The organism is Paractinoplanes ovalisporus (assembly GCF_016834655.1).
Lineage (GTDB): Bacteria > Actinomycetota > Actinomycetes > Mycobacteriales > Micromonosporaceae > Actinoplanes > Actinoplanes ovalisporus.
Window position 1 is genome coordinate 73,010 of the sequence record NZ_JAENHP010000009.1, and the last position, 23,793, is coordinate 96,802.

22 protein-coding genes and 1 riboswitch are annotated in these 23,793 nt (G+C 71.4%); of the genes, 12 read left to right on the forward strand and 10 right to left on the reverse strand.

The annotated features are described in order from the left end of the window. Positions 1-49 precede the first annotated feature (49 nt). The 3 genes from JIG36_RS26195 to JIG36_RS26205 all read left to right on the forward strand — a co-directional run bounded on the left by JIG36_RS26195 (position 50) and on the right by JIG36_RS26205 (position 3,034). Positions 50-1,054 carry a zinc-dependent alcohol dehydrogenase gene (locus tag JIG36_RS26195; RefSeq protein ID WP_203379065.1) on the forward strand — a complete coding sequence of 335 codons (1,005 nt, stop codon included), beginning with the start codon at positions 50-52 and terminating at the stop codon, positions 1,052-1,054. Positions 1,055-1,058: 4 nt separating this feature from the next. After that, positions 1,059-2,252: an NAD(P)/FAD-dependent oxidoreductase gene (locus JIG36_RS26200; RefSeq protein WP_203379066.1), complete on the forward strand. Its 1,194-nt coding sequence runs from the start codon at positions 1,059-1,061 to the stop codon at positions 2,250-2,252. Positions 2,253-2,359: 107 nt separating this feature from the next. Further along, positions 2,360-3,034, forward strand: a complete 675-nt coding sequence (locus JIG36_RS26205; protein WP_203379067.1) for an FAD-binding oxidoreductase — start codon at positions 2,360-2,362, stop codon at positions 3,032-3,034. Positions 3,035-3,043: 9 nt separating this feature from the next. Here JIG36_RS26205 and JIG36_RS26210 read toward each other — a convergent pair whose 3' ends face one another. Beyond that, positions 3,044-3,700: a LysM peptidoglycan-binding domain-containing protein gene (locus JIG36_RS26210; protein WP_203379068.1), complete on the reverse strand. Its 657-nt coding sequence runs from the start codon at positions 3,698-3,700 to the stop codon at positions 3,044-3,046. Between the two features lies 1 nt (position 3,701). Then, a riboswitch (cyclic di-AMP (ydaO/yuaA leader) is annotated at positions 3,702-3,851 on the reverse strand. A 162-nt stretch (positions 3,852-4,013) separates the two neighbouring features. On the opposite strand from JIG36_RS26210, the gene JIG36_RS26215 reads away from it, so the two are divergent. Next, positions 4,014-5,252 carry a saccharopine dehydrogenase family protein gene (locus JIG36_RS26215; protein WP_203379069.1) on the forward strand — a complete coding sequence of 413 codons (1,239 nt, stop codon included), beginning with the start codon at positions 4,014-4,016 and terminating at the stop codon, positions 5,250-5,252. Positions 5,253-5,331: 79 nt separating this feature from the next. On the opposite strand, the gene JIG36_RS26220 is transcribed toward JIG36_RS26215, so the two are convergent. After that, the gene (locus JIG36_RS26220; RefSeq protein WP_307872920.1) at positions 5,332-5,967 is read right to left on the reverse strand and encodes a TetR/AcrR family transcriptional regulator; all 636 of its coding nucleotides are present in this window, start codon (positions 5,965-5,967) and stop codon (positions 5,332-5,334) included. A gap of 205 nt (positions 5,968-6,172) precedes the next feature. Here JIG36_RS26220 and JIG36_RS26225 point away from each other — a divergent pair, with 205 nt between their 5' ends. From JIG36_RS26225 to JIG36_RS26235, 3 genes are all read left to right on the forward strand, one after another. Then, positions 6,173-6,781 (forward strand): GNAT family N-acetyltransferase, encoded by a 609-nt coding sequence (locus tag JIG36_RS26225; RefSeq protein ID WP_203379071.1) that lies wholly within the window; start codon positions 6,173-6,175, stop codon positions 6,779-6,781. 44 nt (positions 6,782-6,825) lie between these two features. Next, positions 6,826-7,896, forward strand: coding sequence for a winged helix DNA-binding domain-containing protein (locus JIG36_RS26230; RefSeq protein ID WP_203379289.1), 1,071 nt, complete (start codon positions 6,826-6,828; stop codon positions 7,894-7,896). Between the two features lie 399 nt (positions 7,897-8,295). Further along, a complete protein-coding gene (locus JIG36_RS26235) occupies positions 8,296-8,607 on the forward strand; it encodes a DUF3040 domain-containing protein (protein WP_203379072.1) in 312 nt (103 codons plus the stop codon). 551 nt (positions 8,608-9,158) lie between these two features. On the opposite strand, the gene JIG36_RS26240 is transcribed toward JIG36_RS26235, so the two are convergent. The 5 genes from JIG36_RS26240 to JIG36_RS26260 all read right to left on the reverse strand — a co-directional run bounded on the left by JIG36_RS26240 (position 9,159) and on the right by JIG36_RS26260 (position 16,680). Beyond that, positions 9,159-10,391, reverse strand: a complete 1,233-nt coding sequence (locus tag JIG36_RS26240; protein ID WP_203379073.1) for a bifunctional glycosyltransferase family 2/GtrA family protein — start codon at positions 10,389-10,391, stop codon at positions 9,159-9,161. Between the two features lie 289 nt (positions 10,392-10,680). After that, on the reverse strand, positions 10,681-12,879 hold the full coding sequence (locus JIG36_RS26245) for an ArnT family glycosyltransferase (RefSeq protein WP_203379074.1): 2,199 nt from the start codon (positions 12,877-12,879) through the stop codon (positions 10,681-10,683). Positions 12,880-13,156: 277 nt separating this feature from the next. Next, a complete protein-coding gene (locus tag JIG36_RS26250; RefSeq protein WP_307872921.1) occupies positions 13,157-14,224 on the reverse strand; it encodes a 3-deoxy-7-phosphoheptulonate synthase in 1,068 nt (355 codons plus the stop codon). Positions 14,225-14,408: 184 nt separating this feature from the next. Continuing rightward, positions 14,409-15,941: a sensor histidine kinase gene (locus JIG36_RS26255; protein WP_236048279.1), complete on the reverse strand. Its 1,533-nt coding sequence runs from the start codon at positions 15,939-15,941 to the stop codon at positions 14,409-14,411. A 1-nt stretch (position 15,942) separates the two neighbouring features. Then, positions 15,943-16,680 (reverse strand): response regulator transcription factor, encoded by a 738-nt coding sequence (locus JIG36_RS26260; RefSeq protein ID WP_203379077.1) that lies wholly within the window; start codon positions 16,678-16,680, stop codon positions 15,943-15,945. Between the two features lie 259 nt (positions 16,681-16,939). Here JIG36_RS26260 and JIG36_RS26265 point away from each other — a divergent pair, with 259 nt between their 5' ends. Together JIG36_RS26265 and JIG36_RS26270 are read left to right on the forward strand one after the other, a co-directional pair. Continuing rightward, entirely contained in the window at positions 16,940-17,182 is a 243-nt protein-coding gene (locus JIG36_RS26265) for a hypothetical protein (protein WP_203379078.1), read from the forward strand. An 18-nt stretch (positions 17,183-17,200) separates the two neighbouring features. After that, complete coding sequence (locus JIG36_RS26270; protein WP_203379079.1) at positions 17,201-17,512, forward strand: RCC1 domain-containing protein; 312 nt, start codon at positions 17,201-17,203, stop codon at positions 17,510-17,512. Here the strand turns inward: JIG36_RS26270 and JIG36_RS26275 are convergent. Continuing rightward, on the reverse strand, positions 17,496-19,673 hold the full coding sequence (locus JIG36_RS26275) for a hypothetical protein (RefSeq protein WP_203379080.1): 2,178 nt from the start codon (positions 19,671-19,673) through the stop codon (positions 17,496-17,498). The two genes, JIG36_RS26270 and JIG36_RS26275, sit on opposite strands and share 17 nt — an antisense overlap. Positions 19,674-19,810: 137 nt before the next feature. Between JIG36_RS26275 and JIG36_RS26280 the strand changes: the two genes are divergently transcribed. Both JIG36_RS26280 and JIG36_RS26285 read left to right on the forward strand, forming a co-directional pair. Then, positions 19,811-20,182, forward strand: coding sequence for a tetratricopeptide repeat protein (locus JIG36_RS26280; protein ID WP_203379081.1), 372 nt, complete (start codon positions 19,811-19,813; stop codon positions 20,180-20,182). 10 nt (positions 20,183-20,192) lie between these two features. Further along, a complete protein-coding gene (locus JIG36_RS26285; RefSeq protein ID WP_127499863.1) occupies positions 20,193-20,477 on the forward strand; it encodes a Smr/MutS family protein in 285 nt (94 codons plus the stop codon). Here the strand turns inward: JIG36_RS26285 and JIG36_RS26290 are convergent. After that, the gene (locus JIG36_RS26290) at positions 20,474-20,998 is read right to left on the reverse strand and encodes a GNAT family N-acetyltransferase (protein ID WP_203379082.1); all 525 of its coding nucleotides are present in this window, start codon (positions 20,996-20,998) and stop codon (positions 20,474-20,476) included. The two genes, JIG36_RS26285 and JIG36_RS26290, sit on opposite strands and share 4 nt — an antisense overlap. Then, the gene (locus JIG36_RS26295) at positions 20,995-23,352 is read right to left on the reverse strand and encodes a M28 family peptidase (protein ID WP_203379083.1); all 2,358 of its coding nucleotides are present in this window, start codon (positions 23,350-23,352) and stop codon (positions 20,995-20,997) included. Before JIG36_RS26295 ends, JIG36_RS26290 begins: the two co-directional genes overlap by 4 nt. Before the next feature lie 75 nt (positions 23,353-23,427). Between JIG36_RS26295 and JIG36_RS26300 the strand changes: the two genes are divergently transcribed. Then, complete coding sequence (locus JIG36_RS26300; RefSeq protein ID WP_203379084.1) at positions 23,428-23,763, forward strand: hypothetical protein; 336 nt, start codon at positions 23,428-23,430, stop codon at positions 23,761-23,763. Positions 23,764-23,793: the final 30 nt, after the last annotated feature.

Here is a 23,793-nt window from a genome sequence, read left to right on the forward strand (position 1 = left end):
GTCAGCGGCATCACGGCCGCCCGATCGCGGGAAGCGGCAGACTGTCGGCATGCGCGCATTCGTGATCACCGGACCGGGGCGGTCCGAGGTCGTCGAGGTCGACCCGCCCGTCGCCGGTGCCGGTGAGGTGGTCGTCGACGTGGAACGGGCCGGCGTCTGCGGCACCGACATGGAGTTCCTCAGCGGCGACATGGCCTACCTGGCCAGCGGCGACGCCACGTACCCGGTGCGCATCGGCCACGAATGGTGCGGCGTCGTGTCGGCCGTCGGTGCCGGCGTCGACCCGTCGTGGCTCGGCCGGCGCGTCACCGGCGACACGATGCTCGGCTGCGGCCACTGCGCGCGCTGCACCAACGGCCGGCAGCACCTGTGCGCCGACCGCTACGAGATCGGCATCCGCCACGGCTGGCCGGGCGCGCTCGCCGAGAGCCTGCCCGTGCCCGCGAAGGCCCTCTTCGCGCTGCCCGACTCGGTCGACTCCACGCTCGGCGCCCTGGTCGAGCCCGGCGGCAACGCTCTCCGCGCGGTCCAGGCGGCCGACCTTGCCCCGGGGCGCACGGTGCTGATCATGGGCCCGGGCACCATCGGTCTGCTGGCCGCCATGTTCGCCCGCGCCCGGGGCGCCGACGTCCACCTGCTTGGCGCGACCACCGAATCGCTCGCGTTCGCCCGTGAGCTGGGCTTCGCCGACGCCTGGACCCGCGACGACCTGCCCGCCGTCCCGTTCGACTCGATCATCGACGCCACCAACGCGGCCTCGCTTCCCGCCTTCGCCGTCGACCGCGTCGAGCCCGGCGGCCGCGTCGTCGGCATCGGCATCGCGGGCGAGCCGTCCCTCGTGGACACTCGTCAGGCCGTCCTCAAAGACCTCACCGTCGTGGGCATTCTGAGCGCGTCGGGCGGACTCGGTGAGACCATCGAGACGTACGCCTCGGGCGCCGTTGATCCGCGACCGCTGGTTGCCGAGACCGTCGGGCTGGACGAGGCGGCCGATGTGCTCGCCGGAGGGCGGCGCGGATCGGCTCCCAAGATTCACATCGACCCGCGAGGATGAGGCTATGACCTACGTTGTGGTAGGCGGCGGCCTGGCCGGCGCCAAGGCAGTGGAGACCCTGCGCGGCGAGGGCTTCGACGGCCCGATCACGCTGATCGGGGCCGAGACCGAGCGCCCGTACGAGCGTCCGCCGCTCTCCAAGGGCCTGCTGCTCGGCACCGACAAGCCCGACAGCGTCTTCGTGCACACCATGGAGTGGTACGCGGAGCACAACGTCGACCTGCGGCTCGGCGCCACGGCGACCGCGATCGACCGAGATGCCAAAGTGGTCCGGCTTGCCGGTGACGACGAGGTCGCGTACGAGCGCCTGTTGCTCTCGACCGGTTCGAGCCCGCGCCCCGTCCCGGTTCCCGGCGGCGAAAGAGCACTTCTCCTTCGTACGCTCGAAGACTCCCGCCGCATCTCGGCCGCCGTGACGGCCTCGTCGAAGGTCGTGGTCGTGGGGGCGGGCTGGATCGGTCTCGAGGTCGCCGCCGCCGCGAGCAGCCGGGGCGCCGAGGTGACCGTGGTCGGCTCCACCGCCTTGCCCCTGCAGAAGGTTCTCGGCGACCGGATGGGTCAGTTCTTCGCCGACCTGCACCGGGCGAACGGAACCGGCCTCCGCCTCGGCACCCACGTCACCGAGGTCACCCCGACCGAGGTGGTGCTCGCCGACGGCACCCGCCTGCCGGCCGACGTGGTGATCGCCGGCATCGGCGTGACCCCGAACGTCGCGCTCGCCGCCGACGCCGGCCTCGCGACCGACGACGGCGTGCTGGTCTCGGGGAGCCTCGCGACCAGCGACCCCGACATCTTCGCGGCGGGCGACATCGCCAATGTGGATCACGCTTGCCTCGGCCGCCGGGTGCGTGTCGAGCACTGGGACGTCGCCATCCACACCGGTCAGGCGGCCGCCCGCGCGATGCTCGGGCAGGAGGTGGCGTACGACCGCCTCCCCTATTTCTTCACCGACCAGTACGACCTCGGCATGGAATACACCGGCTCAGCGCCGCCCGACGCCGAGGTGGTCGTCCGCGGTGATCTCACCAACCGTGAGTTCATCGCCTTCTGGCTCGTCGACGGCCGGGTCGCCGCGGGCATGAACGTCAACATCTGGGACGTCGCCGACCAGATCGAATCGCTGGTCCGGTCGCGCGCCGTCATCGATCCGCGACGGCTGGCCGATCCGAGCATTGATCTGGCCGCATTGCGCGATTGACCGGCCCGCTCGCACCGGCTGTCCGTCGTCGCCCGATCGCTTCGCCGACGCTGGCTGGGCAACTGTCAAGACCGGCGTTCACTACGACCGACATCGAAGGGCGAACGATGTCGACCGACTTCTGGTCAGCCGAGGTTCTGCGCCACGACCGGCGCCGCCCCGACATCGCTGTGTTCACCTGCCGCACCCAGCGGCCCCTGCCGTTCCGGGCCGGGCAACACGTGACCGTCGAGTGCCCCTACCTGCCGTGGCGCTCGGCCGAATATTCGATGGCCAACGCACCCCGGCCCGATCGGGTGCTCGAGTTCCACGTGCGGGCGGCCAAGCCCGACGGGGTCTCGGCGGCCCTGGTCGAACGGCTGAAACCCGGCGACACGCTCCGGCTCGGCCCGCCCCGAGGCTCGCTGACCCTCGACCCGTACTCCCGCCGGGATGTGGTCTTCGTGACCGCCGGGACGGGTCTGGCCGCCGCGAAGGCGCTGATCGACGAGCTCTCCCGCTTCAACCGGACCCGCTGGATCCACCTCTTCCGGGGTGAGCGGGACGAGGCCGGCTTCTATGACCGGGACGCCCTCGACCGGCTCACCCGCCGGCATCCGTGGCTGACGGTGACCCGGTCGGTGGGCGACGTGGGCGATCTGGTGGCCGCCCACGGGCCCTGGCCCGACCACGACATCTATCTCTGTGGCCCGGCCGGCATGGTCGCCGCGACCGCGCGCCGGTTGGAGAGTTCGCGAACCCCGGCCTCCCGGATCCACTACGACGTCGCGGCGCTCCGGTAGCCGCCGCCGTCACAGCTGGAGCGGCTGCCCGGGGTAGATCCGGCTCGCATGGGGCACCGCCGCCCGGTTGAGCCGGTGCAGCGCACGCCAGCCGCCCGGGTACTTCAGGCGGGCCGCGATCAGCGCGAGGGTGTCTCCGGAGCGGACGACGTAGACACGCCGTGCCGTCCTGACTGGGGCGGTCGGGGCGACGGCCACGGCAGCGGCGGCCGGTGGCGCTGCGACGGCGTCCGCGGCAGCATCCTGGGCGGCGGCGCGGGCTTGGGCAGCGGCGATTCTGGCCGCCGCGTACTGCTTGGTGGAAGAGGCGCGGCGGCCGCAGGTCGGCCAGGCGCCCAGACCCTGACCGTCGCGTACGCGCTCGGCGATGGCGATCTGTTCGGTGCGGCTCGCTTGGTCGGCGGTGGCCGCGAACCGTGATCCGCCGTACGCCCGCCAGGTGCTGCGGCTGAACTGGAGACCGCCGTAATAGCCGTTACCCGTGTTGATGCTCCAGTTGCCGCCCGATTCGCACTGGGCGATGGCGTCCCAGTTGACGTCGGTGGTCGGCGACGGGGCGGCGGCCGCCGGTGCCTCGGCGAGCGGTCCGACCAGGGCGGTGGCGCCGGTGATCCCCGCCGCGGCGAGAACCAGCGCGACGCGAGCGGAATTGCAGACTCGTGCCATGACAGTGAACCCTCCACGCCTACGAGGTCAGCTGTCGGGTTCGGGCTGAGGTGCCCGGCCGCACGTGTGTGGCGGCTTCACCCCGAGGCGCGCGGACGCGCCGAGGAACGTGGGTCCCCCGCTCCATGCCGTGAGTTCGTGTCCCGTCGGGCGGCGGCAGGACTCGGCGTTCCGCCCGCGGTGTCCGCGGTGCGCGGACGGGCCGGACCTGGGCCTCGGCGGGCCCGGCACCGGCCGGATCGGTAGAGGAACAAACGGCTTGAGACTAAACCCGCCGAGCGCTTTCTGGAGCGCTGATGCAGAATCCAGAACCATGACCGACGCCATCCGGGATCACGATATTGTCGTCTACGGTGCCTCCGGGTTCGTCGGCGTGGTGACCGCCCGCTACCTCGCCGAACACGCCCCGGCCGGCACCCGTCTGGCCCTGGGTGGCCGCTCCGAGCCGCGGCTGGCCGCCGTCCGCGACAAGCTGGGCGTCGACTGGCCGATCGTCGTGGCCGACGCCGCCGACCCCGAGGCGCTCGCCCGGCTGGCCGCCTCCACCCGCGTCGTGGTCACCACCGTCGGGCCCTACCTCAAATACGGCAAGGCGCTGGCCCAGGCCTGTGCCGAGGCCGGCACCGACTACGTCGACCTGACCGGTGAGGTGCTCTTCGCCCGCCACAGCATCGACACCAACCACGAGACGGCCACGCGTACGGGCGCCCGGGTCGTGCACTCGTGCGGCTTCGACTCGATCCCGTCCGACCTCGGTGTGCACGTGCTGGCGCAGCAGGTCGCGGCCGACGGCGCCGGCCGGCTCACCGACACCACGATGGTCGTGACCAGCATGAAGGGCGGCGTCAGCGGCGGCACGATCGATTCGATGCGCCAGCAGCTCGACGCGGTCAAGGCCGATCGCCAGTTGCGCCGGGTCGCCGCCAGCCCGTACTCGCTGAGCCCCGACCGTGCCGCCGAGCCCGATCTGGGCCGGCAGGGCGACGTGGCGACCGTACGGGGCTCCGACGTGCACCCGAAGCTGCGCGGCACCCTCGCGCCGTTCTTCATGGCCTCCTACAACACGCGGGTCGTCCGCCGCAGCAACGCCCTGAACGACTGGTCGTACGGCCGCCGGTTCCGTTACCGCGAGCTGATGAGCGTCGGCGCCTCGCCGCTCTCCCCGCTGGTGGCCAACGGCGTCAAGCTGGGCTTCGGCGCGCTGGTGGCGGGGATGCTGCTGCCGCCGGCCCGGTTCGTGCTCGACCGGCTGCTGCCCAAGCCGGGCAGTGGTCCCAGCGAGGATTCCCAGCGTGGCGGCCACTTCACCATGGACTTCTACACGACCACGACCACCGGCGCCCGCTACACGGCTCGCTTCCGGGCCAAGGGTGACCCCGGATACGCGGCGACGGCCGTGATGCTCGGCGAGTCGGCCCTGGCCCTGGTCCACAACCGCGACGACCTGCCTCCCGCACCGGGCGGCGTGCTGACCCCGGCCACAGCGCTGGGCGACGCCCTGGTCAACCGGCTACGAGCGGCCGGAGTCGAGATCACCGCCCGGCGTCTGTGAACACCTCACCCCGTACGGGAAACGGGTTTGTGAGCTGCCGCGACTGATCGGACGCCGCGTAGCCGGGAAGGTGACGGGGTCAGGAGGACATGGCGCGGCCGGTGAGGGCCAGGGCGATGCCGGTCAGATGGTCGGCCAGCTGATCGGGGTCGCCGGCCATGTCGTGCGAGATCCAATCGATGATCACTTCGCTGAGGCCGGCCACCAGCGCGAGCAACGTACGGTGGTAGGCGACCGGATCTTGCGGGGTGCCGCCCGCGCGACGCAGCATGCCGGCCACGAACTGAGCGTCCTCGCGAAGCACCCCGCGACGCCGGGTCTCCATCCGGGGCGCGTTCACATAGATCACGCGTGCGCTCTCGGGGTTCTTCTTCAGCAGGTGGACCAGCGTGTGCAGCGCGGGCCGGAAGAGCTCTTCCAGGGTTTTCGGCCGCTCGGGAACGGCCGCCGCCACGCCCCGCAGCAGCCACTCGTTCTGCTCGCGGTTCACCCTCAGCAGCAGGTCGGCGCGATCGTCAAAATGCTCGTAAAAGTACCTTTTAGACACCCGGGCGTCGGTGCAGATGTCGGCCACCGTGACGTCGTCGTAGTCACGGGTCCCGAACAGGTGCACGGCCGACGCCACGATCCGCACGCGCCGCTCACTGGCCCGCTGCTCGCGAGATCGTCCGGCGTACGTCTCGCCCCGCCGGGTCGTCGTGGTCTGTTCCTCCACGCCGTTAACGTTACGTCTCCACCGATCATCCCACCCGGCAACCCTCCACATTGGTCACCGGAGCCCAGTTCAAGATCCGCACATCATCCCTCGAACGCGTCGCGGGCGATAGCACCTATCCGACGTTCGCGGCATGACCAATCACTCATCGGCTTCATATCCAGCGCTACTGGCCGCAACCGGTCCTTACGGGCAGGATTCAATCATGGCCGCCAGCCGTCTGCCCTATCCGCTCACACTGACGGGGGACGACATCACCCTGCGCGAATGGCGGTCCGAAGACCTCGATGACCTGGTGCGGATGCTCGACGAACCCGAGATCGCCCGCTGGTCGCCGATGCCGTCGCCGTTCGACGTCGAGGCCGGCATCGCGTACCTCAAGCGCTGCTATCAGAACCGCGTGAGCGGCCAGCGCATCCAGCTCGCGATCACGACCGACGGCGTGCGGCCCCTGGGCGAGGTCACGCTCTTCGGCGTCGACCTCGGCCTCAAGGAGGCCGAGCTGGGCTATCTGGTCGACGCGCACGAGCGCCGGCGCGGGCTCGCGTCGGGCGCATTGTCACTTCTTTCGGCGTACGCCCAGAGCAGCCTTCACCTGAGCCGGCTCCTGCTGCGCATCGACCCGAGCAACACCGGCAGCACCGCCGTGGCCCGGCGCTGCGGCTACCGTCTCACCGGCGAGCCGCCGATCCTGCAGGAAGGGCCGCACGGGTCGAGCCGGTTGGACACCTGGGAGCTGGTCGAGGGCCAGTCCGACAGCCGCCGTGATCGGCTGAAAAATGTCGCAGCCCGGCGGTACGGTCGTCGCACCTAAGAACCTCAGGGGGTGCCGTGGTCGACGTCGACCGTGCCCAAGTCATGGCCTACCGGGTTGCCGCGCTGGGCCTGGCCGAGCGCAGCTCAGCCCGTCCCGCCGACCTGCCCGCGCTCGACCTCGGCGTGCAGGAATACACGCCCGGCTCGGTCCAGGTCGCGCTCGCCGCCCGCACCGACGCCGAGCTCGCCGACGACCGTCTGGTCATGGTCTGGGCGGCCCGCGGCGCACCCCACCTGCATCGCCGCGCCGACCTGCCCGCCCTGGTCAAGCAGCTGTGGCCGATCAGCGAGGCCGACGCTTCGGCCCGCATCAAGAGCGGCCAGATCCCCGACGGCATGAAACTCGGCATCGAGGCGTTCCGGGTCACCGCCGAGGCGTTCCGCGAGGTGGTGCGCGAGCCGATGCCGCGTGGCGAGGTGAGCACCGAGGTCAGCAAGCGGGTGCCGAAATCCCTGACGTACGACTGTCGCAGCTGCCAGGCGCGGCACATCGCCGGCAACGTCTGGCAGCATTCCGGCCTGGCCGGCGGCGTCGAGGTCCAGTCCCGCGGCCGCGACGCCATGCTCGGCCCGCTGCCCGACGCGCCTCCGCTGCCCACCGGGAACGAGGGCATCGACGAACTGATCCTGACCTATCTGCGTTTCCTGGGCCCCGCCGGTCCGCTGGAAATGGGTAAATACCTGGGCAGTTCGACCGCCGAGATGAAGTCGGTCTGGCCCGAAGACCGCCTCACCCAGGTCACAGTGGAGGGCCGCAAGGCCTGGCTCCCGACCGCCTCGCTAGACGATCTCAAGTCGGCGTCGCCGCCGTCGGGCGTCCGTTTCGTCCCGCCGATGGACCAGCTTCTGCAATCCCGCGACCGCGACATCCTTGTGCCCGACCGCGACCGTCAGAAGGAGGTCTGGCGCATTCTGGGCAATCCCGGCGCCCTGCTGATCGACGGCGAGATCGCCGGTGTCTGGCGGGCCAAGATGACCGGCAAGAAGCGGGTGGACCTGACCGTCACGACGTTCGGCGCGCTTCCGGCCGCCAAGCGAAAACAGATCGAGAAGGAGTCGGCCGAGGTGGCCCGGGCTCGAGAGGTTTCCGAGGCTACGGTCGCGTTCGGCTAGCGATTTTGTCGTAGCCGGCGTGCGTGCGGCAGACCCGTCTGAGCTGCGAAAGGTGCTGAGGCGCGTCTGGCGAACCACCGGAGCGCGACGATCGTCGGCTCGGTCACCGCACGGCCGGCGCCGGCCGTAGCGAGACTTGCGGCCGGGTCGCTGCCGGCACCGTGATCAGAGCCGCGTCGCCCGAGACGATCGGCGAGTTGAGCCCGGGCCCGCATGGCGGCCCATGGGGTGAGATCCGGCGCGGGGCGTTCGGGGGTTCACCGGGGTGTGAGTTCCCGGTGTTTGGGCACGCGGGAATTCTGGAGGTATCCGAAAGGCAACACGTAGGTAACAATGGCATTGATCGGAGTGCGTGCCGTTCGATCGAGGTTTGGCCGCGACCCGACCGGAGGTGGCGACATGTTGAGCAGGGAAGACAGCCGTCGGCTGGCGCAGTTGGAGCGTCAGCTCAGGCGTGACGACCCCGAGTTCTGTGCCCGCATGACCAGCGGCCGCCTGGAACCGCCCCGCCCCAAACGCCCGTCCCTGTCGCTGATCCTCACCGCGGTGGTCATCTGGACCGCGGCCGTGATCCTCGCCGTGCTCGGCTGGTGGATCGCCGCCGCTGCGGCCGCCTTCTTCGCCACCCTGGTGATCGCCGTAGCCCTGCTGCGCCGCCCGCCGGGCCGCCCGCGCCGCATCACCCCCGACCAGCTCCCGCCGGGGTTCTGACTCCGTCCCCACCGTCGAGTGCCGCCCTGCGCGACCTCGCCGCCCGACGCTTGAGCCGACGCGGCAGGCGCCGCCGACATGCGCGGCGAGTGCTGGCGTGCGCGGGGGAGCAGACGTGCACGGATACCGTCTATATGCGCGCCGAAATCTCGCGTGCGCGCCGAATCCTGGTGTGCGTTGCGAGAGCCGACTTGGCGGTGGCTTGATGCGGAAAGGCGACGCCGGGGGCCGGCGCCGCCTTTCCTGAGGAGGGCTGAATACCGGGGATTCCCTCGGCCGCGGGCGCGGCTTCGGCGGCGTTCAGCCCTGGCCGGACGGTCGGGTCCGTATCGCGGCCGACCGATTGCTTGCGTTGTTGTGGAGCGGCAGCAGTGGGCGATTGCTTGCGTTGTTGCGGGGCGGCAGCAGTGGGCGATTGCTTGCGTTGTTGCGGGGCGGCAGCAGTGGGCGATTGCTTGCGTTGTTGCGGGGCGTCGGCAGTGGGCGATTGCTTGCGTTTGTTGCGGGGCGGCAGGAGTGGGCGATCGCTGGGCGGCGGGGGTGGACGTTGCTTACGTGGTTGCGGGGCGGCGGGAGCGGAAGACCCAGATGCGCAGCAGCAGGAAACGGACCGCGGTGGCCAGCAGGTTGGCCAGGATCAGGACGGCCAGCTCGACGGGCTTGGCGGGGGCCGAGTGCAGCGCGCCCAGCAGGGCCAGCGCGCCGCTTGTCAGGCCCAGACCGATGCCGAAGACGATCAGACCTTGGGCCTGGTGACGCCATGCGCCGTCGTTCCCCCGTACGTGGAAAGTGACGCGACGGTTGGCAGCGGTGTTGGCAATCGCCGTGACCAGCAGGGCGACGAAGTTGGCCCACTGTGGACCCATGCCCGCGCGTAGCAGGGCATAGAGGGCAAGGTAGGCGAGGGTGCTCGCCACGCCGACGGCCGCGAAGCGGATCAGCTGACCGGTCAGACCGGCGGGGACGCCTTCGACCGGCAGCGGGTTGCGGCCCAGCTGCTCGCGCAGGGTGGCCAGGGGCAGGCGGCCCGAACCGAACGCCCGCAGCAGGCGGACGATGCCGCGCAGGTCGGCCAGTGCGGTCGCGACGATGTCGACCCGGCTGTCGGGGTCGTCCACCCAGTCGACCGGAACCTCGTGGATGCGCAGGCCGGCCCGCTCGGCCAGCACCAGCATCTCGGTGTCGAAGAACCAGCCCGTGTCCTCGACCATCGGCAGCAGGCGTTCCGCCACGTCCGACCGGATCGCCTTGAAGCCGCACTGGGCGTCGGAGAAACGGGCGGCCAGGGTGCCGCGCAGGATCAGGTTGTAGCTGCGCGAGATGAACTCCCGCTTCGCACCCCGGACGACCCGCGAGCCGCGCGCCAGCCGCGACCCGATGGCCAGATCGGAATGCCCACTGATCAGCGGCGCGACCAGCGGCAGCAGTGCGCCCAGGTCGGTCGACAGGTCGACGTCCATGTAGGCGAGGACCGCCGCGTCGGAGTGTGTCCACACGTGCTTCAGCGCCCGTCCGCGGCCCTTCTCCGGCAGGTGCACCCATTCGACCTCGGCGAGCTCGCCGGCCAGCCAGTGCGCCACGTTCGCCGTCGAGTCGGTGCTCGCGTTGTCGGCGATCGTGATGCGGAACCGGTAAGGAAAGTTGGCCCCCAGGTACGCGTGCAGCCGCCGCACGCACGGCTCGAGATCGATCTCCTCGTTGTAGACCGGCACGACCACGTCGAGCACCGGGGCATCCACGCGGTTCCGGGCCGCGGCGAACGAGGGCTGCGTCGAAAGGCTCATGCGCTCACGATGATCCCCCCAACTGAGGGCGTTTTGTGGCGATCCTGTGCCGCCCCTGTGAACCCGTCCGACCCCAAAACCCAAGACCGGTTTCCCGTACGGAGGAACTGACCGTTCCCCATCGAGCCGCGAACCCGGAGCCCGAGCCGCAGTGCCCGAACCGGCGTGGGAAGCGAAGTGCCCAGCCGCCGTAGGGGCGAGTAGCGGGAGATGTGTGGGGCGACCCGCGAGGTAAAGAGGTGGGCCGGCTCCCGAGAGGGAACCGGCCCACCGTGGGGGTTGAGTGAGGTCAGGCGGTCGTGGAACCAGTGGCGGACTGGGTCAGGTCGTAGACGGTCGTGCTGCCTACGGTCTGGGCCGTGAAGTTCTCGGACACCCAGGTGGCGATCTCGGAGCTGGCGCTGCTGCCGCCCGAGCTGCGGCCACCGAAGCCGCCGCCTCCGATGAAGTAGTGGATCTTGCCTTCGGCGACGTACTGCTGGAACTGGGCCAGCGTGGGGGACGGGTCGCTGCCGTTGAAGCCGCCCACCGCCATGACCGGGTCGCCGGTGGCCAGCTGGTAGCCCGAAGCGCTCTGCGATCCGACCGCGGCCGCGACCCAGGTGTATTGGTCGGCGTCGGCCTCCAGCAGCGCCTTCATCTCGTCGCTGACCGTCGCGGCGTCGAGCAGGCCGCCCATGCCGCCCCCGCCGCGCATCCCGCCGCCACCGTTGCCACCGGGGAAGCCGCCGCCCTGAGCCGTGCCGCCACCCTGAGCGGTGCCGCCCTGAGCCGTGCCGCCGCCCTGAGCGGTGCCGCCCGGAGCCGTGCCGCCACCCTGAGCCGTGCCGCCCTGCGTGTTGCCACCCTGGCCGGTGCCACCGGGGAAACCGCCACCCGGGAACCCGCCGCCGGGGAAGCCACCCTGGCCGCCACCCCCGTTGCCGCGCCCGCCCCGGAAGCCGCCCCGCCCGGGACCGCCTCCGAAACCACCGGACGTGGCCGGCCCGGCCGACGGGATCGACCCGGTGTGCGCCTCGGAGGCGGTCTGCACCGCGTACGCGGCCGGGCCCGCAAGCACCGCGGCCAGCGAGACCCCCGCCGCCAGTGCCGCCACCCGGGCCGGCAGACGCAACGCGCCGAGCAGCGCCACCGCACCGACGAGCCCGCCGATCAGCACCACCCACCGCAGCCAGGGCAGGAAGTCCGCGCTCCGGGCCAGCAGGTGATACGACCACCAGGCGCTGACCGCCACCGTCGCCGCCAGCGTCACCGCCGCCGCCACGTTGCGCCGGTGCTTCCAGAGCAGCGCCACTCCCATGCCGACCACCGCGCCGATCGCCGGGGCCAGCGCCACCGTGTAGTACGCGTGGAAGATGCCCTGCATGAAGCTGAACACCAGGCCGGTTATCAGCAGCCAGCCGCCCCACAGGATCAGCCCGGCCCGCTGCCGGTCGGTGCGGGCTCGGCGGGCCGTGATGACCAGGCCCGCGACCAGCATGATCAGCGCCGCCGGCAGCAGCCAGGAGATCTGCCCGCCCTGCTCGCTGTCGAACATGCGGGTCAGGCCGGTCGACCCCCACATGCCCCCGCCGCCCATGCCGCCGCCGCCGACGCTGCCGGTCTCGTCGCCGTTGAGCCGGCCCAGACCGTTGTAGCCGAGGGTGAGCTCGAGGATGCTGTTGTTCTGCGAGCCGCCGATGTACGGGCGCATCGACGCCGGAACCAGTTCGACGATCGCGATGTACCAGCCGGCCGAGACGACCACGGCCACACCCGAGAGCAGCAGCTGCCAGATGCGCTTGCCCAGCTTGGGCGGACCGGCGAACAGGTAGGCCAGCGCGAACGCGGGCACCACGAGCAGCGCCTGGAGCATCTTGGCGAGGAAGCCGAACCCGACGAACACCCCGGCCAGCACGATCCACTTGGTCGAGCCGTTCTCGATCGCCCGTACGGTCGCGTAGGCCCCGGCCACCATCAGCAGCACGAGCAGCGCGTCCGGGTTGTTGAACCGGAACATCAGCACCGCGATCGGGGTGAGGGCCAGAACCGCGCCCGCGATCAGGCCCGCCGCCGGTCCGAACCAGCGCTTCACCGTGGCGAACAACAGGCCGACACTGGCCACACCCATCAGCGCCTGCGGCACCAGGATGCTCCATGCGTTGACGCCGAAGACCCGGGCCGACAGCGCCATCACCCACAGCGCGGCCGGCGTCTTGTCGACCGTGATCGAGTTGGCCGCGTCGGAGGAGCCGAAGAAGAACGCCTTCCAGCTCTCCGACCCGGCCTGCACCGCGGCCGAGTAGAACGCGTTGGCCCAGCCGTTCTTCCCGAGCCCCCAGATGTAGAGGACGCCGGTGACGACCAGCAGCGCGATCAGCGAGGGGCGGACCCAGGGCGCGTCTTCGACCGGGCCCTGGAAGAACCGCCCCACGCGGGAGCGGTGCCGCGCCGGCGGCGGCGGAAGGTCCGGCGTAACCGTCGGGGGGACGGGCAACGTCGTCGTCATCGAGGCTCTCCACAGACAGGGCGGATCTTTACCTCGGTAACTTTCGGCGCGGCCCCTGTCCGGCCGTTATGCCCTTCCTGTTCCCCAGCTGTGAATCCCCGTTGCCGCCCGGAAAGTGTCGCCGGGAAGGAACAGGAAAGCCGCCGCAGCGGGAAGCCGCCGCAGCGGGAAGCCGCCGCAGCGGGAAGCCGCCGGAACGGGAAAGCCGCCGGAAGGAACGGGAAAGAAGACGCGCGCCCCGGAAGGAGCGCGCGCCACACGAGAGCCGGAAGAAGAGTCAGATCAGCGCGCGCCGCTTGGCGGCGGCTGCGGCGAGCCGCTCCAGCACACCGACGGTCGGGTCCCAGCCCATGCAGGCGTCGGTCACCGACTGGCCGTACGTGAGCTCGCCGCCCAGGTTCTGCCGCCCGGGCACGAGGAAGCTCTCCAGCATGACCCCGCTGATCCCGCGCTGACCGGCCTCCATCTGCTGGGCCACGTCGTCGGCGACGACGGGCTGGCGCAGGTGGTCCTTGCCGCTGTTGCCGTGCGAGCAGTCGATCACCAGGCGCTCGGGGAGCGAGGCCTGACGCAGGAGGGAAAGGGCGGCGTTGACGTCGTCCGCGCTGTAGTTCGGCTTGCCCCCGCCGCCGCGCAGCACCAGGTGGGTGTCCGGGTTGCCGGTGGTGTGCAGGATCGCCGGGGTGCCCGAGTAGTCGATGCCCGGGAAGACGTGCGGCACCTCGGCCGCGTGGATCGCGTCGATCGCGGTCGCGATGCTGCCGTCGGGGCGGTTCTTCATGCCGATCGGCATCGACAGGCCGGACGCGAGCTGCCGGTGCACCTGCGATTCCACCGTACGGGCTCCGATCGCGCCCCAGCTCACGGTGTCGGCGATGTATTGCGGCGTGATCGGGTCGAGGAATTCGACCGCGGTCGGCAGCCCCCGCCCGACGATGTCGAGCAGCAGGCGGCGGGCGATGCGCAGGCCGGTGCCGACGTCGCCGGTGCCGTCGAGGGCGGGGTCGTTGATCAGGCCCTTCCAGCCGACGGTCGAGCGCGGCTTCTCGAAGTAGACGCGCATCACGATCAGCAGGTCGTCGGAGAACCGCTCGGTGGCGCCGGCCAGCAGCGAGGCGTATTCGCCGGCGGCGACCGGGTCGTGCACGGAACACGGGCCGACGACGACCAGCAGCCGCGGATCTCGGCCGTTCAGCACGTCCTCGACCTGGCGGCGGCCCTCCAGCACGGTGTCGTGCAACTCGCTCGTCAGCGGCAGCTCGTGGTGCAGCAGCGCGGGGCTCATCAGCGGTACGACGGCCTCGATGCGCTGGTCACGAACGCGCTGAACCTCGGGGGCAGTCACGGTGGTCTCCACTTCTCCGCCGGCGCCCACCACGAGTGCCGGCAAACAAAAAGGCAGCGACGTCATGTCGCTGCCCGGCCGGCTCTGGCGTGGTGTCTCAGTCGTTGGTCATGGCTGAGGCACCGGCGGGAGCCGGCTCCATAAACCAATAAAACCAACGGGACACGTCGGACAGCATAGCGCCTCAGCCGGCGGGCGGAGCAATCTGAGCGAACTGCTCAGCTGGTGGGATGACGGCCGCGGACCGGCCCAGCGGCAGTACGACGGTGAAGACCGTGCGGCCCGGGGCGCTCTCGACCGCGACGCGGCCGCGGTGCGACTGCACGACGGCGTGCACGATCGACAGGCCGAGGCCGGTGCTGCCGGCGGCCCGTGAGCGCGAGCTGTCACCGCGGGCGAACCGCTCGAAGATCTTCGGCTGCAACTCGGCCGGGATGCCCGGGCCGTTGTCGATGACGTGCACCACGGCCGAGTCGAGGGTCGAGGTGACCGCGACCGTGACGGCGGTGCCCTCGGGGGTGTGCGTACGGGCGTTGGCCAGCAGATTGGCCAGCACCTGGTGCAGCCGGGCGCCGTCGCCGATCACGATGACCGGTTCTTCGGGCAGGTCGAGCTGCCAGTAGTGGCGCGGACCGGCGGCGTGCGCGTCGCTGACCGTGTCGACGACCAGCATGCTGAGGTCGACCGGGTCGTGGGCGAGCGGGCGGCCGGCGTCGATGCGGGCCAGCAGCAGCAGGTCCTCGACCAGGCCGGTCATGCGCTTGGCCTCGGACTCGACCCGGTTGAGCACGTGCGCGATCTCGTCGGAGATCGGGGCGCGGCTGCGGCGGCTCAGCTCGGCGTATCCGCGGATGGCGGCCAGCGGCGTGCGCAGTTCGTGGCTGGCGTCGGCGACGAACTGGCGGACCTGCATCTCGCTGGCGTGCCGGGCCTCGAGGGCGTTGCCGACGTGGTCGAGCATCTGGTTGAGGGCGGCGCCGACCTGCCCGACCTCCGTACGGGGGTCGGTGTCGCGGTCGGGCACGCGCTGGACCAGCTGCACCTCGCCGCGGTCGAGCTTGAGCTCGGAGACCTTGGTGGCGGTGGCCGCGACCCGGTCGAGCGGGGCCAGGGTGCGGCGCACGATCAGGGCGCCGGCCCACCCGGCGATGCCGAGCGCGATCAGCACCGCCCCGCCGGTCACCAGGGCCACCCGCAGCAGCGTGAAGTTCGTGTTCTTGAGCGAGATCGCGGTGACCCGGATCGTGCCCTCGTTCGTGGTCTCGGCGACGACCCGGTAGGACCCGTAGCCGTCCACGCTCACGTCGGTCTTCACGCCGTCGGCGGGCACGGCCAGCAGCTGGGCGTTCGCCACGTCGCTGAGCGTCTTGTAGCGGGTGTCGGGGAAGCCCTCGGTGTTGGTGAACGCCTCGACCACGCCGCCCTCGATGTCGCTCACGCCCGTGTAGGTGATCGTGATCGACCCGGGCTCGGCGCCGCGGTAGGGGTGGGTGTCGTCGAACGGGAACTGGAACTTGCCGCCGCCCGGGCCGGGGCGCCCGGCCGTGTCCAGCTTGGCGTCGACCTGGGTGTAGAGCGTGTTGCGGAGGAAGAAGTATGCGGTGCCGCCGACCGCCAGGCCCAGGACCGTGAGCAGCACCATGATGATGGCCACGATCCGGGTACGCAGCGGCCAGCCCGCGGGGCTGCGCCAGCGCGAGGGGTGGATGACCGCCATCTCAGTCCGCTGGCTTGAGGACATACCCGGCCCCGCGCATGGTGTGGATCATCGGGGCGCGACCCGCGTCGATCTTCTTGCGGAGGTACGAGATGTACAGCTCGACCACGTTGGCCTGGCCGCCGAAGTCGTAGTTCCACACCCGGTCGAGGATCTGGCTCTTGCTCAGCACCCGGCGCGGGTTGCGCATGAGGTAGCGCAGCAGCTCGAACTCGGTGGCGGTGAGCGTGACCAGGTCGCCGCCGCGGCGCACCTCGTGGCTGTCCTCGTCGAGCGTGAGGTCGCCGACGATCAACTGCGAGTCCGTACGCATGGGGGAGTGGCCCATCCGGCGCATCAGCCCACGCAGCCGGGCGACCACCTCTTCCAGGCTGAACGGCTTGGTCACGTAGTCGTCGCCGCCCGCGGTCAGGCCGGTGATGCGGTCCTCCACCGAGTCCTTCGCGGTGAGGAACAGCACCGGCACCTCGGGCGTCTCGCCGCGCAGCCGGCGCAGCACCTCGAGCCCGTCGATGTCGGGCAGCATCATGTCAAGGACGACGGCGTCGGGACGGAACTCCCGGGCGGTGCGTACGGCGGTCTGCCCGTCGCCCGCGCTCTTGACGTCCCAGCCCTCGTAGCGCAGCGCCATCGAGAGAAGCTCGGCCAGCGTCGGCTCGTCGTCGACCACGAGGACCCGGACGGGACCCCCGTCGGGCCGGCGGAGGTCGGTGCTGGAATCTGAGTTCGCCATCGTCATGCCCCTACTGTCATGGGCCACGCTATGCGCTTCCTTTTCGATTCCTGTGTACCACCTGTGACTCTTGCTTATCGCGCGAGCGCGGGAAGCCGGGCGCCGGGTCACCGCGCGAGCGCGGGAAGCCGGGCACCGGGTCACCGCGCGAGCACGGGAGCCGGGCACCGGGCCACCGCGTGAGACGGGAACCGGGCGCCGGCTCACAGGAACGGCATCAAAATCGCACAGCCGCCTGACACCGTACGCCGGGAAGGTCGTGGTCATGACGCAGATGACGAAGCACCTGACGGCCGGCTGGCCGCGGCGCACCGGCCTGGTGGCGCTCGGGGCGGCGATCGCGATGGCCGCGACCTTCGGGCCGGGCACGCTCGGCACCTCCCGGCTCGGCGCGAGCGAGGTGGCCGGTTTCGCGACGGTGACCGCCGCCGACACGATCACGGCCACGTCGGTGCTGGCCGAGGTCGCCGCGCCCGGCCGCGTGTCGAAGACCCACGAAAGCGTATAAAACGCCCATAATGCTTGCATGATGATCACGCGACGGGTAATGGCGATCTTGGCCGTCGTCGTGACGTTGTCGCTGGCCGCGGCCCCGGCCAACGCCGACGGACGGGCCGGCGACGGGCTGGTCGAGGTCGGCCTCAACGGCAAGGTCGTCCAGCTGGTCGCCGACGGCGACAGCACCTGTGCGCTGACCGAGGACGGCGAGGTGTTCTGCTGGGGCGCGAGCTATCCCCAGCCGTACCGGCCGGGTCGTAGCCCCATGCTGCTGGTGGCGGTCGGAGCCCTGCTGGTCGCGGGCGGCGTGGGTCTCCTGACGGTCAGCCGCCGGTCGTAGCCAGAGCCGCGTCGCGCAACTTTCCGGCCCCCTGCTTGAGCCGTTCGGCGTAGTAGGGCCGCGTCCAGTCGGTCCACCGCACCTGGCCCACCGCCTGATCGGTGCCCGAGGCGGTGAGCGAGACCGTCACCCCGGGACTGATCTGGGTGGTCAGCTTGCCGTTCTTCGGCACGGCCACCCGGTGGGCGGAGGGGTCGGCGAAGCCCAGCATCGCCCACGGCACCCGCACGCTCAGCTTGTCGCCGTCGAGGTGCCAGAGCGCGCGGCTGTCCGCCTCGTCATCGTCGGGCGACCAGGTTCCGTGCCGCAGCTGCCCCGCGTTCTGCAGCTCGACCGGGAGCTTGGCGCGCAGCCTGGGCACGGTCAGGGCGCGGTTGACGACGAGTTCGAAGGGCTTCCAGCCGTCCGGGGCGGGGCCACGTTCGGCGGCCGGCACCGGGAAGTCCAGCTTCATCGGGTCGATCTGATTGCGTACGTACGCCTGACCGCTGTGCCCCACCAGATTGAGCGCGAAGACGGCGTCCGTCCGCCGGTCGCTGCTGCCCGGCATCGGCGCGCCGGTGACCCCCGGCAGCACGTCGAAGCCGACCATCATCGTCCCCGGCGCCGAGTCCGCGAGTTCGATCCTCAGGTTCAGGTACTCCTCGTCGACCCGCGCGTCGACGTCCTTGGCCGGCCAGCCGTCGCCGTCGAGCAGCTGCTGGTCCCCGGCGTCCGGCTGCCCCTGCGCGTCCATCGCGAGCACGCCGAAGCCCTGCTCGTTGGTCATCGGGTCGTGCCAGAGCTGGCGGCGCTCCGGATCCTGCGCCCCGGCCGTGTTCCACGTGTAACGCCACCACTCGTCGGCCCAGCTGAACACGAACCCGGCGCCCAGGCCCTGGTCACGGATCATCCGCAGCAGGTCGGCGTTGATCCGCATCGCGTCCTGCTCGCTGTGGTCACCCTGGGAGCGGCCGAGCGGCGCGTTGTGGGCCGAGCCGATCGACGACGGCACGCCGAACTCGGTGATCAGCGTCGGCATCGTCGAGTGGTGTTTGCGCAGGTCGGCCAGATATCCCGCGTACGGGTCCCGGTTGCCCGCGAACTCATAGGCCAGCAGGTCGGGCTCGTGGCGCAGGAAGTCCGGATAGAACGGGAACGCGTGGTAGCTCGCGAACGTGCCGGCGGGCCAGTCCGCCGTGGGCAGCACGTGGTTGGCGTCGATGCCGACCAGGTCCTCCTGTGCGAGCGGCTCCTCGGGGTGGCGCAGCGGGTCGGTGGTGGGCCAGTTGACGAACGCGACCGGCTGACTCACGCCGTGCTTGGCGACGAACCCGGCCAGGTCGTTCATCCGCGCGGCGAGCCAGCGCTCGGTCGGCGTCGACTTCGGGGTGTTACGGAAATATTTGCCGGCGAATCGCGGGACGTCGGCGTTGCGCTTGTCCGAGGCGGCGGCCGCGGCCGGGTCGATCTCGTCGCCGACGATCCAGCCGGCCAGCCAGCGTGTGACGTCGGTGGTCCAGGTGCCGCCGGCGCGACCGGGCACCGTCGTACGGCGGTAGTCGCCCGCCACCACCTGGGCCGCCGCCTGCAGCTCCTGCCGGAACGCGGTGGTCACCCGCTTGTCGAACAGGTTCCGCTTGGCCACGTACGTCTGGTCGGGCAGTCCCACCCCCTGCACGAAGTAGAGCGGGCGGTCCGGGTTCGCCTCGTTCCACGCCGCCAGCTGCTCATAGAACGCCGGCGGGTGGATCTGGTAGATCCGCACCACGCGCAGGCCCAGCCAGCTCATCGCCGCGAACCACGCCCGATACTGCGCGGCCGAGATTGCGCCCTCGCCGGGCAGGTGGCCCGGGGTGGTGTCGCCCAGGTCGACGCCGGGCAGGAAGGTCCGGTCGCCCCCGGACGTGTGCAGCTCGAACTCCTGCCCGTCCGAGCTGGCGACCATCCGCAGCCCACCCGCCTCGCGCGGGGCCGGCGCCCACGAGGTGCCCTGCGGCGGCGACGGGATCTCGTTCATGCCCGAGATCAGGAAGGCCGGCGAGTCGAGCGCGGGCGCGGCCGCCCCGCCCGCGAGCAGGGCGCAGAGGCCGAGCACGAACACCCCGATCACGGACGCCCGGAACCGCCCGGATCGTGGACGGGCCGGTGCGGTCACGAGATGGCTCGGATAATCCCCCACGCAGGCATTGTCTGACGACAGGGTTGCCTTATGCGGCGATTTGTCGGGAAGCTTGGGTGATCGGAACACTCGCCGTTGGCGCGTTGTTGTGCCAGCGTTGGTGAGGCTGGGGCGGCACGAGCGTGGGGAGTCGGCGCGTGGATCTTCTCGAGGAGTACCGCAGGGCAACGTTCTTCTTCGAGTCCGGGGATCCGCTCGGCGCCTCCAAGCTGCTGGAGCCGATAGTCGAGGCCGAGCCGCACAACACCGCCGTACGCCAGTTGCTGGCCCGTGCCTATTTCAACTCGGCCCAGCTCAAGCGGGCCGAGACGCAGCTGCGGGCGCTGGTCGAGCACGACCCGTCCGACCACTACGCCCACCACGTGCTGGGCCGCACGCTGGAGCGCGACGGGCGCTTCCGCGAGGCCCTGCCGCACCTGCGCCTGGCCGCCGCGATGAAGCAGCAACCGGAGTACTCCGAGGCCGTCCATCGGGTCGAGCAGTGGCTCGGCAAGTCCGAGACCGCATAGGGTCGGCATCGTGAAGCTGAAGCTCGACCTGCACGACATCTTCAACAAGGGGCAGCAGATCGACCGTGCGCTGCGCGAGATCATCGACGAGGCCGTGCAGAAGAAGGCCAGCACCGTCGAGATCATCCCGGGCAAGGGCAGCGGCGCCCTGAAGAAGAAGGTGCTGCGCTTCCTCGACCAGAAAGAGATCAAGCAGCTCTATCACCGGGTCGAGAAGGACGGCGACAACTGGGGCCGCCTCTTCGTGCACTTCCGTCACAACGAGTCGACCGGCCGCCGCGGTCGCGGCCGTTAGCTGAGGCGCTTGCCCATCAGGGTCGAGCCCTCGAACACGTGGTCGGCCAGCGGCTCCCACCCCTTGCGGTGATAGAGCCGCCGGGCCGGCGCGGTGGCGTCGTCGGTGGCGGTGAGCAGGGCGACCCGGTGCGACAGGCCGTCGAGCAGCCGGTCGTGCAGGCCGGCGCCGATGCCGCGCCGCTCGTGCGACGGCCGTACGGCCAGCTCGACCAGCTCGAAATGCCCGCCCAGCCACTCGGCGGCGAGCGCGGGCGGCACCACGGCGGCGATCTGGTCGGTCCACCACTGGCCGTACTCGCCCGTGTAGCCGTAGGTGAAACCCACCACCAGGTCGTCGTCCCAGGCGGCCAGGCAGCGGAAACCGGCGCGGGCGGCGTGTTGCGGGAGGGACTCGTCACGCCAGGCGGCGACGACCTCGGGACCCTCGTCGAACGGCGGCCGGCCGAACGCGTCGGCGTAGACGGCCCCCAGCGCCTCGGCGTCGGCCGGGCCGCTCGGCTCGATCCGGATCCCGGTCACAGCGTGTACGTCTTCGCCACGGCCACCAGCTCGCTGGTGTGCGAACCGACGATGCCCACGCCGGGCGGCCGGGCCTGGAACCCGGGCAGGTCGCTCAGCCCGTCGCTGCCGTCGGTCACCCGGACCTTCACCGGCCCGGCCGCGCGGACGGTCAGTTTGATCTCGACCCCGTCGGCGGGCGGGGCGTGGAAGACGAAACCCCAGCCCCACGCCCGGTCGGTGGCGTTCGTGACCGGCACCGGGCGGCCGCCCACGGTGGCCGAGTCCACCGGCGCTCCGGCCGCCACGTGCAGCGTGACCAGGCGGACCGGGCGTTGCGGCTTCAGCCGGAGCGTGAGCGCGCGGACGCCGCCGGAGCTCGTGTCGGACTCGACCGTCAGCATCGGGGCGGGCAGATCGGCGGCCTGGGCGTCGCCGGTGCGCACCTGTTCGGGACCGAACGACGGCAGGGTGTCGTCGACGCGGTGCCGGTCGCCCCGGACGTAGTGGCCGGTCCACTTCTGCACCGCCGTCTCGTCGCTGATCCAGCGGGCGGTGCCGGTGTCGGCGTCGAGCGCATACATGAGCTGGGTCAGGGCCGGCCGCTGGGCGTCGAACCGGTCGACCGCCAGGCCCACGCCCGCGCAGACCAGCACGGCGACGGCCGTGGCCAGCGTGGGTAGCGCACCCCGGCGACGGCCGCGCAGCGCCTCGAGACCGCGCTGACCCCAGGCCCGGGGGTGCAGCAGATCGATCACCGGCAGCAGGGCCAGCCCGAGCAGCACGGTCAGGAACGCGCCGGCCGCGCCCAGGCCCATGCCCAGCGCCGGGAACAGCATGACCACGGTCGGCAGCAGGATCACGGTGGCGACCGCGCCGCTGAGCGTCACCGCGATCACCGGCAGCCAGCCCCGGGTGACCAGCGCGACCAGGCCCATCAGCGCGCCGGCCAGCGCGGGCAGGGCGGCCAGGTAGGAGCCGCCGGGCACGAAGGCGGCGAGGACCACGCCCAGCACGGCCAGCCAGGCGAGCCCGGCGACGGCCAGGGCGGCCGGGCCGAGCCGGCGGCGCAGCAGCGCGAACCAGCCGATCACCACCGCCGCGGCCAGGAGGACGACGGCCAGCCGGTACCAGCCCGGGCGGTACGGGTCGATGGGCATCGCGCCGTACTCGGGCCGGATCAGTTTGAGCAGGAACCACAGCACCTGGGCCAGCACGGGCGCGAGCAGGATCGGCACCAGGGCCAGCGCGCCGGCGAACAGGCCGCGCCGGGCCGTGATCACCCCGCGGCGGCGGGCCAGCCCGGCCAGCGCCGCCACCGCGACCAGGGCCAGCAGCGCGATCGGCCAGACCAGCGAGCCCGGGTAGCGCACCAGCAGGCCGGCCGCGGGGAAATAGGTGGCGTCGTCCCCGTCGGTCGCCTCGAGCGCGGCCAGATCCTGCCGGCCCAGCTCGCGGACGACGGCCAGGGTGTTCTCGCCGTGGTGCTGCAGGCTGTCGCGGTCCATGGCGGCCGGGGTGTCGGTCGGCCCGTGATAGACCGCCGCGCCGTCGATGTACGCCGCGTTCAGCCCCGCGAAGCCCGACTCGCGGAACGCCGTGAAGTCGGTGTCGTTGGGCAGCAGCCGGTAGATCTCGACGGCGAACGACGTGCCGACCGGCTTCGGGGCGTGCCCGTACGCCGCGACCAGCCGCCCGTTGCCGGCCGAGGTCTCGAACATGATCGCCGGGCCGCTGCTGCCGCGGGCCTCGAGGTTGAGCACCACGCCGCCGTCCCGCGCGAGCGGGTGCTGGTCGACGAAGGCCTTGGCCCCGCAGAGGCAGGCCTCCTCGCCGTCGGTGAGCACCAGCACCACGTCGTTGCGGGGCCGGTCGCCGGCCAGCAGCGCCCGGGCCGTCTCGAGCACCGCCGAGGTGCCGGCCGCGTCGTCGTTGCCGCCCGGGCCGACCTGCACCGAGTCGTAGTGGGCGACCAGGAAGATGCGGCCGGTCGAGGCGGTGCCCGGAATCACGGTGACCACGTTGCGGACGCGGGCCAGGCCGGAACCGCCCGCGCTGGACGACAGCCCGGCGCCCTCGATCGACACCGTGTCCTGCACCTCGGGGTTCAGTCCCAGGCCGCGCAGCGTGGTGAGCAGGTGTTCGCGCACCTCGTCGTTGGCCGGGCTGCCGACCGGGTGGGGCCGCCCGGCGATCGCCTGGACCTGCTGGAACGCGCGCTCGGCGCTGAACTCCGACTCCGGAGCCGAGGCCGGCCGCGACTCCGGCGGCCGGACCGCCGCCAGACCGGCGTAACCGGCCAGGACCAGCACCACGACGGCGCCGAGCGCGGCCAGGGCCCGGTGCGCCGGGTCGGTCATCGCGGGTGCACGCATGGGTGATATCTAAGCGCCTGGGCCGGACGCCGGGTAGCCGGAAGATCGTTTCCGGCGTGCCCTAGCGTTGTCGGGGTGAGCACGCCCTTCGACCCCGCCGCCGTCATGGCCGCGTTCATCGACGCGGTCGCCCCCTACGACCGGCAGCCCGAGGCCGACCCGGTCGCGATGGTCGGGGTGCGCACCGCGCTGGGCGAGGCTGTCTTCCCGGTCAGCGATCATGTGATCCGGGCCATGTGCAAGGCGCTCGCGGCCTACCGCGACCCCGAGGACAGGGGAACCTGCGTCGAGTGCGGCGGCCGCCACCTGGACGAGAATCTGCACTGCCAGGAGTGCGGGCGGCTGCACGGGATTCTTGGCCAGGTGATCGCGCAGCACGCCCGGCGAGTGGCCGCCGAGGAGGCCCCGTGAGAGTGTTGTGCCCCCGCACGTGGTGGTACA

Excerpts from the sequence above, each read along its gene's own strand:
- JIG36_RS26200 (WP_203379066.1), top strand. The coding sequence starts at position 1,059 with ATGACCTACGTTGTGGTAGGCGGCGGCCTGGCCGGCGCCAAGGCAGTG.
- JIG36_RS26235 (WP_203379072.1), top strand. The coding sequence starts at position 8,296 with ATGTTGAGCAGGGAAGACAGCCGTCGGCTGGCGCAGTTGGAGCGTCAG.
- JIG36_RS26225 (WP_203379071.1), top strand. The coding sequence starts at position 6,173 with ATGGCCGCCAGCCGTCTGCCCTATCCGCTCACACTGACGGGGGACGAC.
- JIG36_RS26195 (WP_203379065.1), top strand. The coding sequence starts at position 50 with ATGCGCGCATTCGTGATCACCGGACCGGGGCGGTCCGAGGTCGTCGAG.
- JIG36_RS26260 (WP_203379077.1), bottom strand. The coding sequence starts at position 16,680 with ATGACGATGGCGAACTCAGATTCCAGCACCGACCTCCGCCGGCCCGAC.
- JIG36_RS26245 (WP_203379074.1), bottom strand. The coding sequence starts at position 12,879 with ATGACGACGACGTTGCCCGTCCCCCCGACGGTTACGCCGGACCTTCCG.
- JIG36_RS26255 (WP_236048279.1), bottom strand. The coding sequence starts at position 15,941 with ATGGCGGTCATCCACCCCTCGCGCTGGCGCAGCCCCGCGGGCTGGCCG.
- JIG36_RS26270 (WP_203379079.1), top strand. The coding sequence starts at position 17,201 with ATGATGATCACGCGACGGGTAATGGCGATCTTGGCCGTCGTCGTGACG.
- JIG36_RS26240 (WP_203379073.1), bottom strand. The coding sequence starts at position 10,391 with ATGAGCCTTTCGACGCAGCCCTCGTTCGCCGCGGCCCGGAACCGCGTG.
- JIG36_RS26230 (WP_203379289.1), top strand. The coding sequence starts at position 6,826 with ATGGCCTACCGGGTTGCCGCGCTGGGCCTGGCCGAGCGCAGCTCAGCC.
- JIG36_RS26265 (WP_203379078.1), top strand. The coding sequence starts at position 16,940 with ATGACGCAGATGACGAAGCACCTGACGGCCGGCTGGCCGCGGCGCACC.
- JIG36_RS26215 (WP_203379069.1), top strand. The coding sequence starts at position 4,014 with ATGACCGACGCCATCCGGGATCACGATATTGTCGTCTACGGTGCCTCC.
- JIG36_RS26210 (WP_203379068.1), bottom strand. The coding sequence starts at position 3,700 with ATGGCACGAGTCTGCAATTCCGCTCGCGTCGCGCTGGTTCTCGCCGCG.
- JIG36_RS26205 (WP_203379067.1), top strand. The coding sequence starts at position 2,360 with ATGTCGACCGACTTCTGGTCAGCCGAGGTTCTGCGCCACGACCGGCGC.
- JIG36_RS26295 (WP_203379083.1), bottom strand. The coding sequence starts at position 23,352 with ATGCGTGCACCCGCGATGACCGACCCGGCGCACCGGGCCCTGGCCGCG.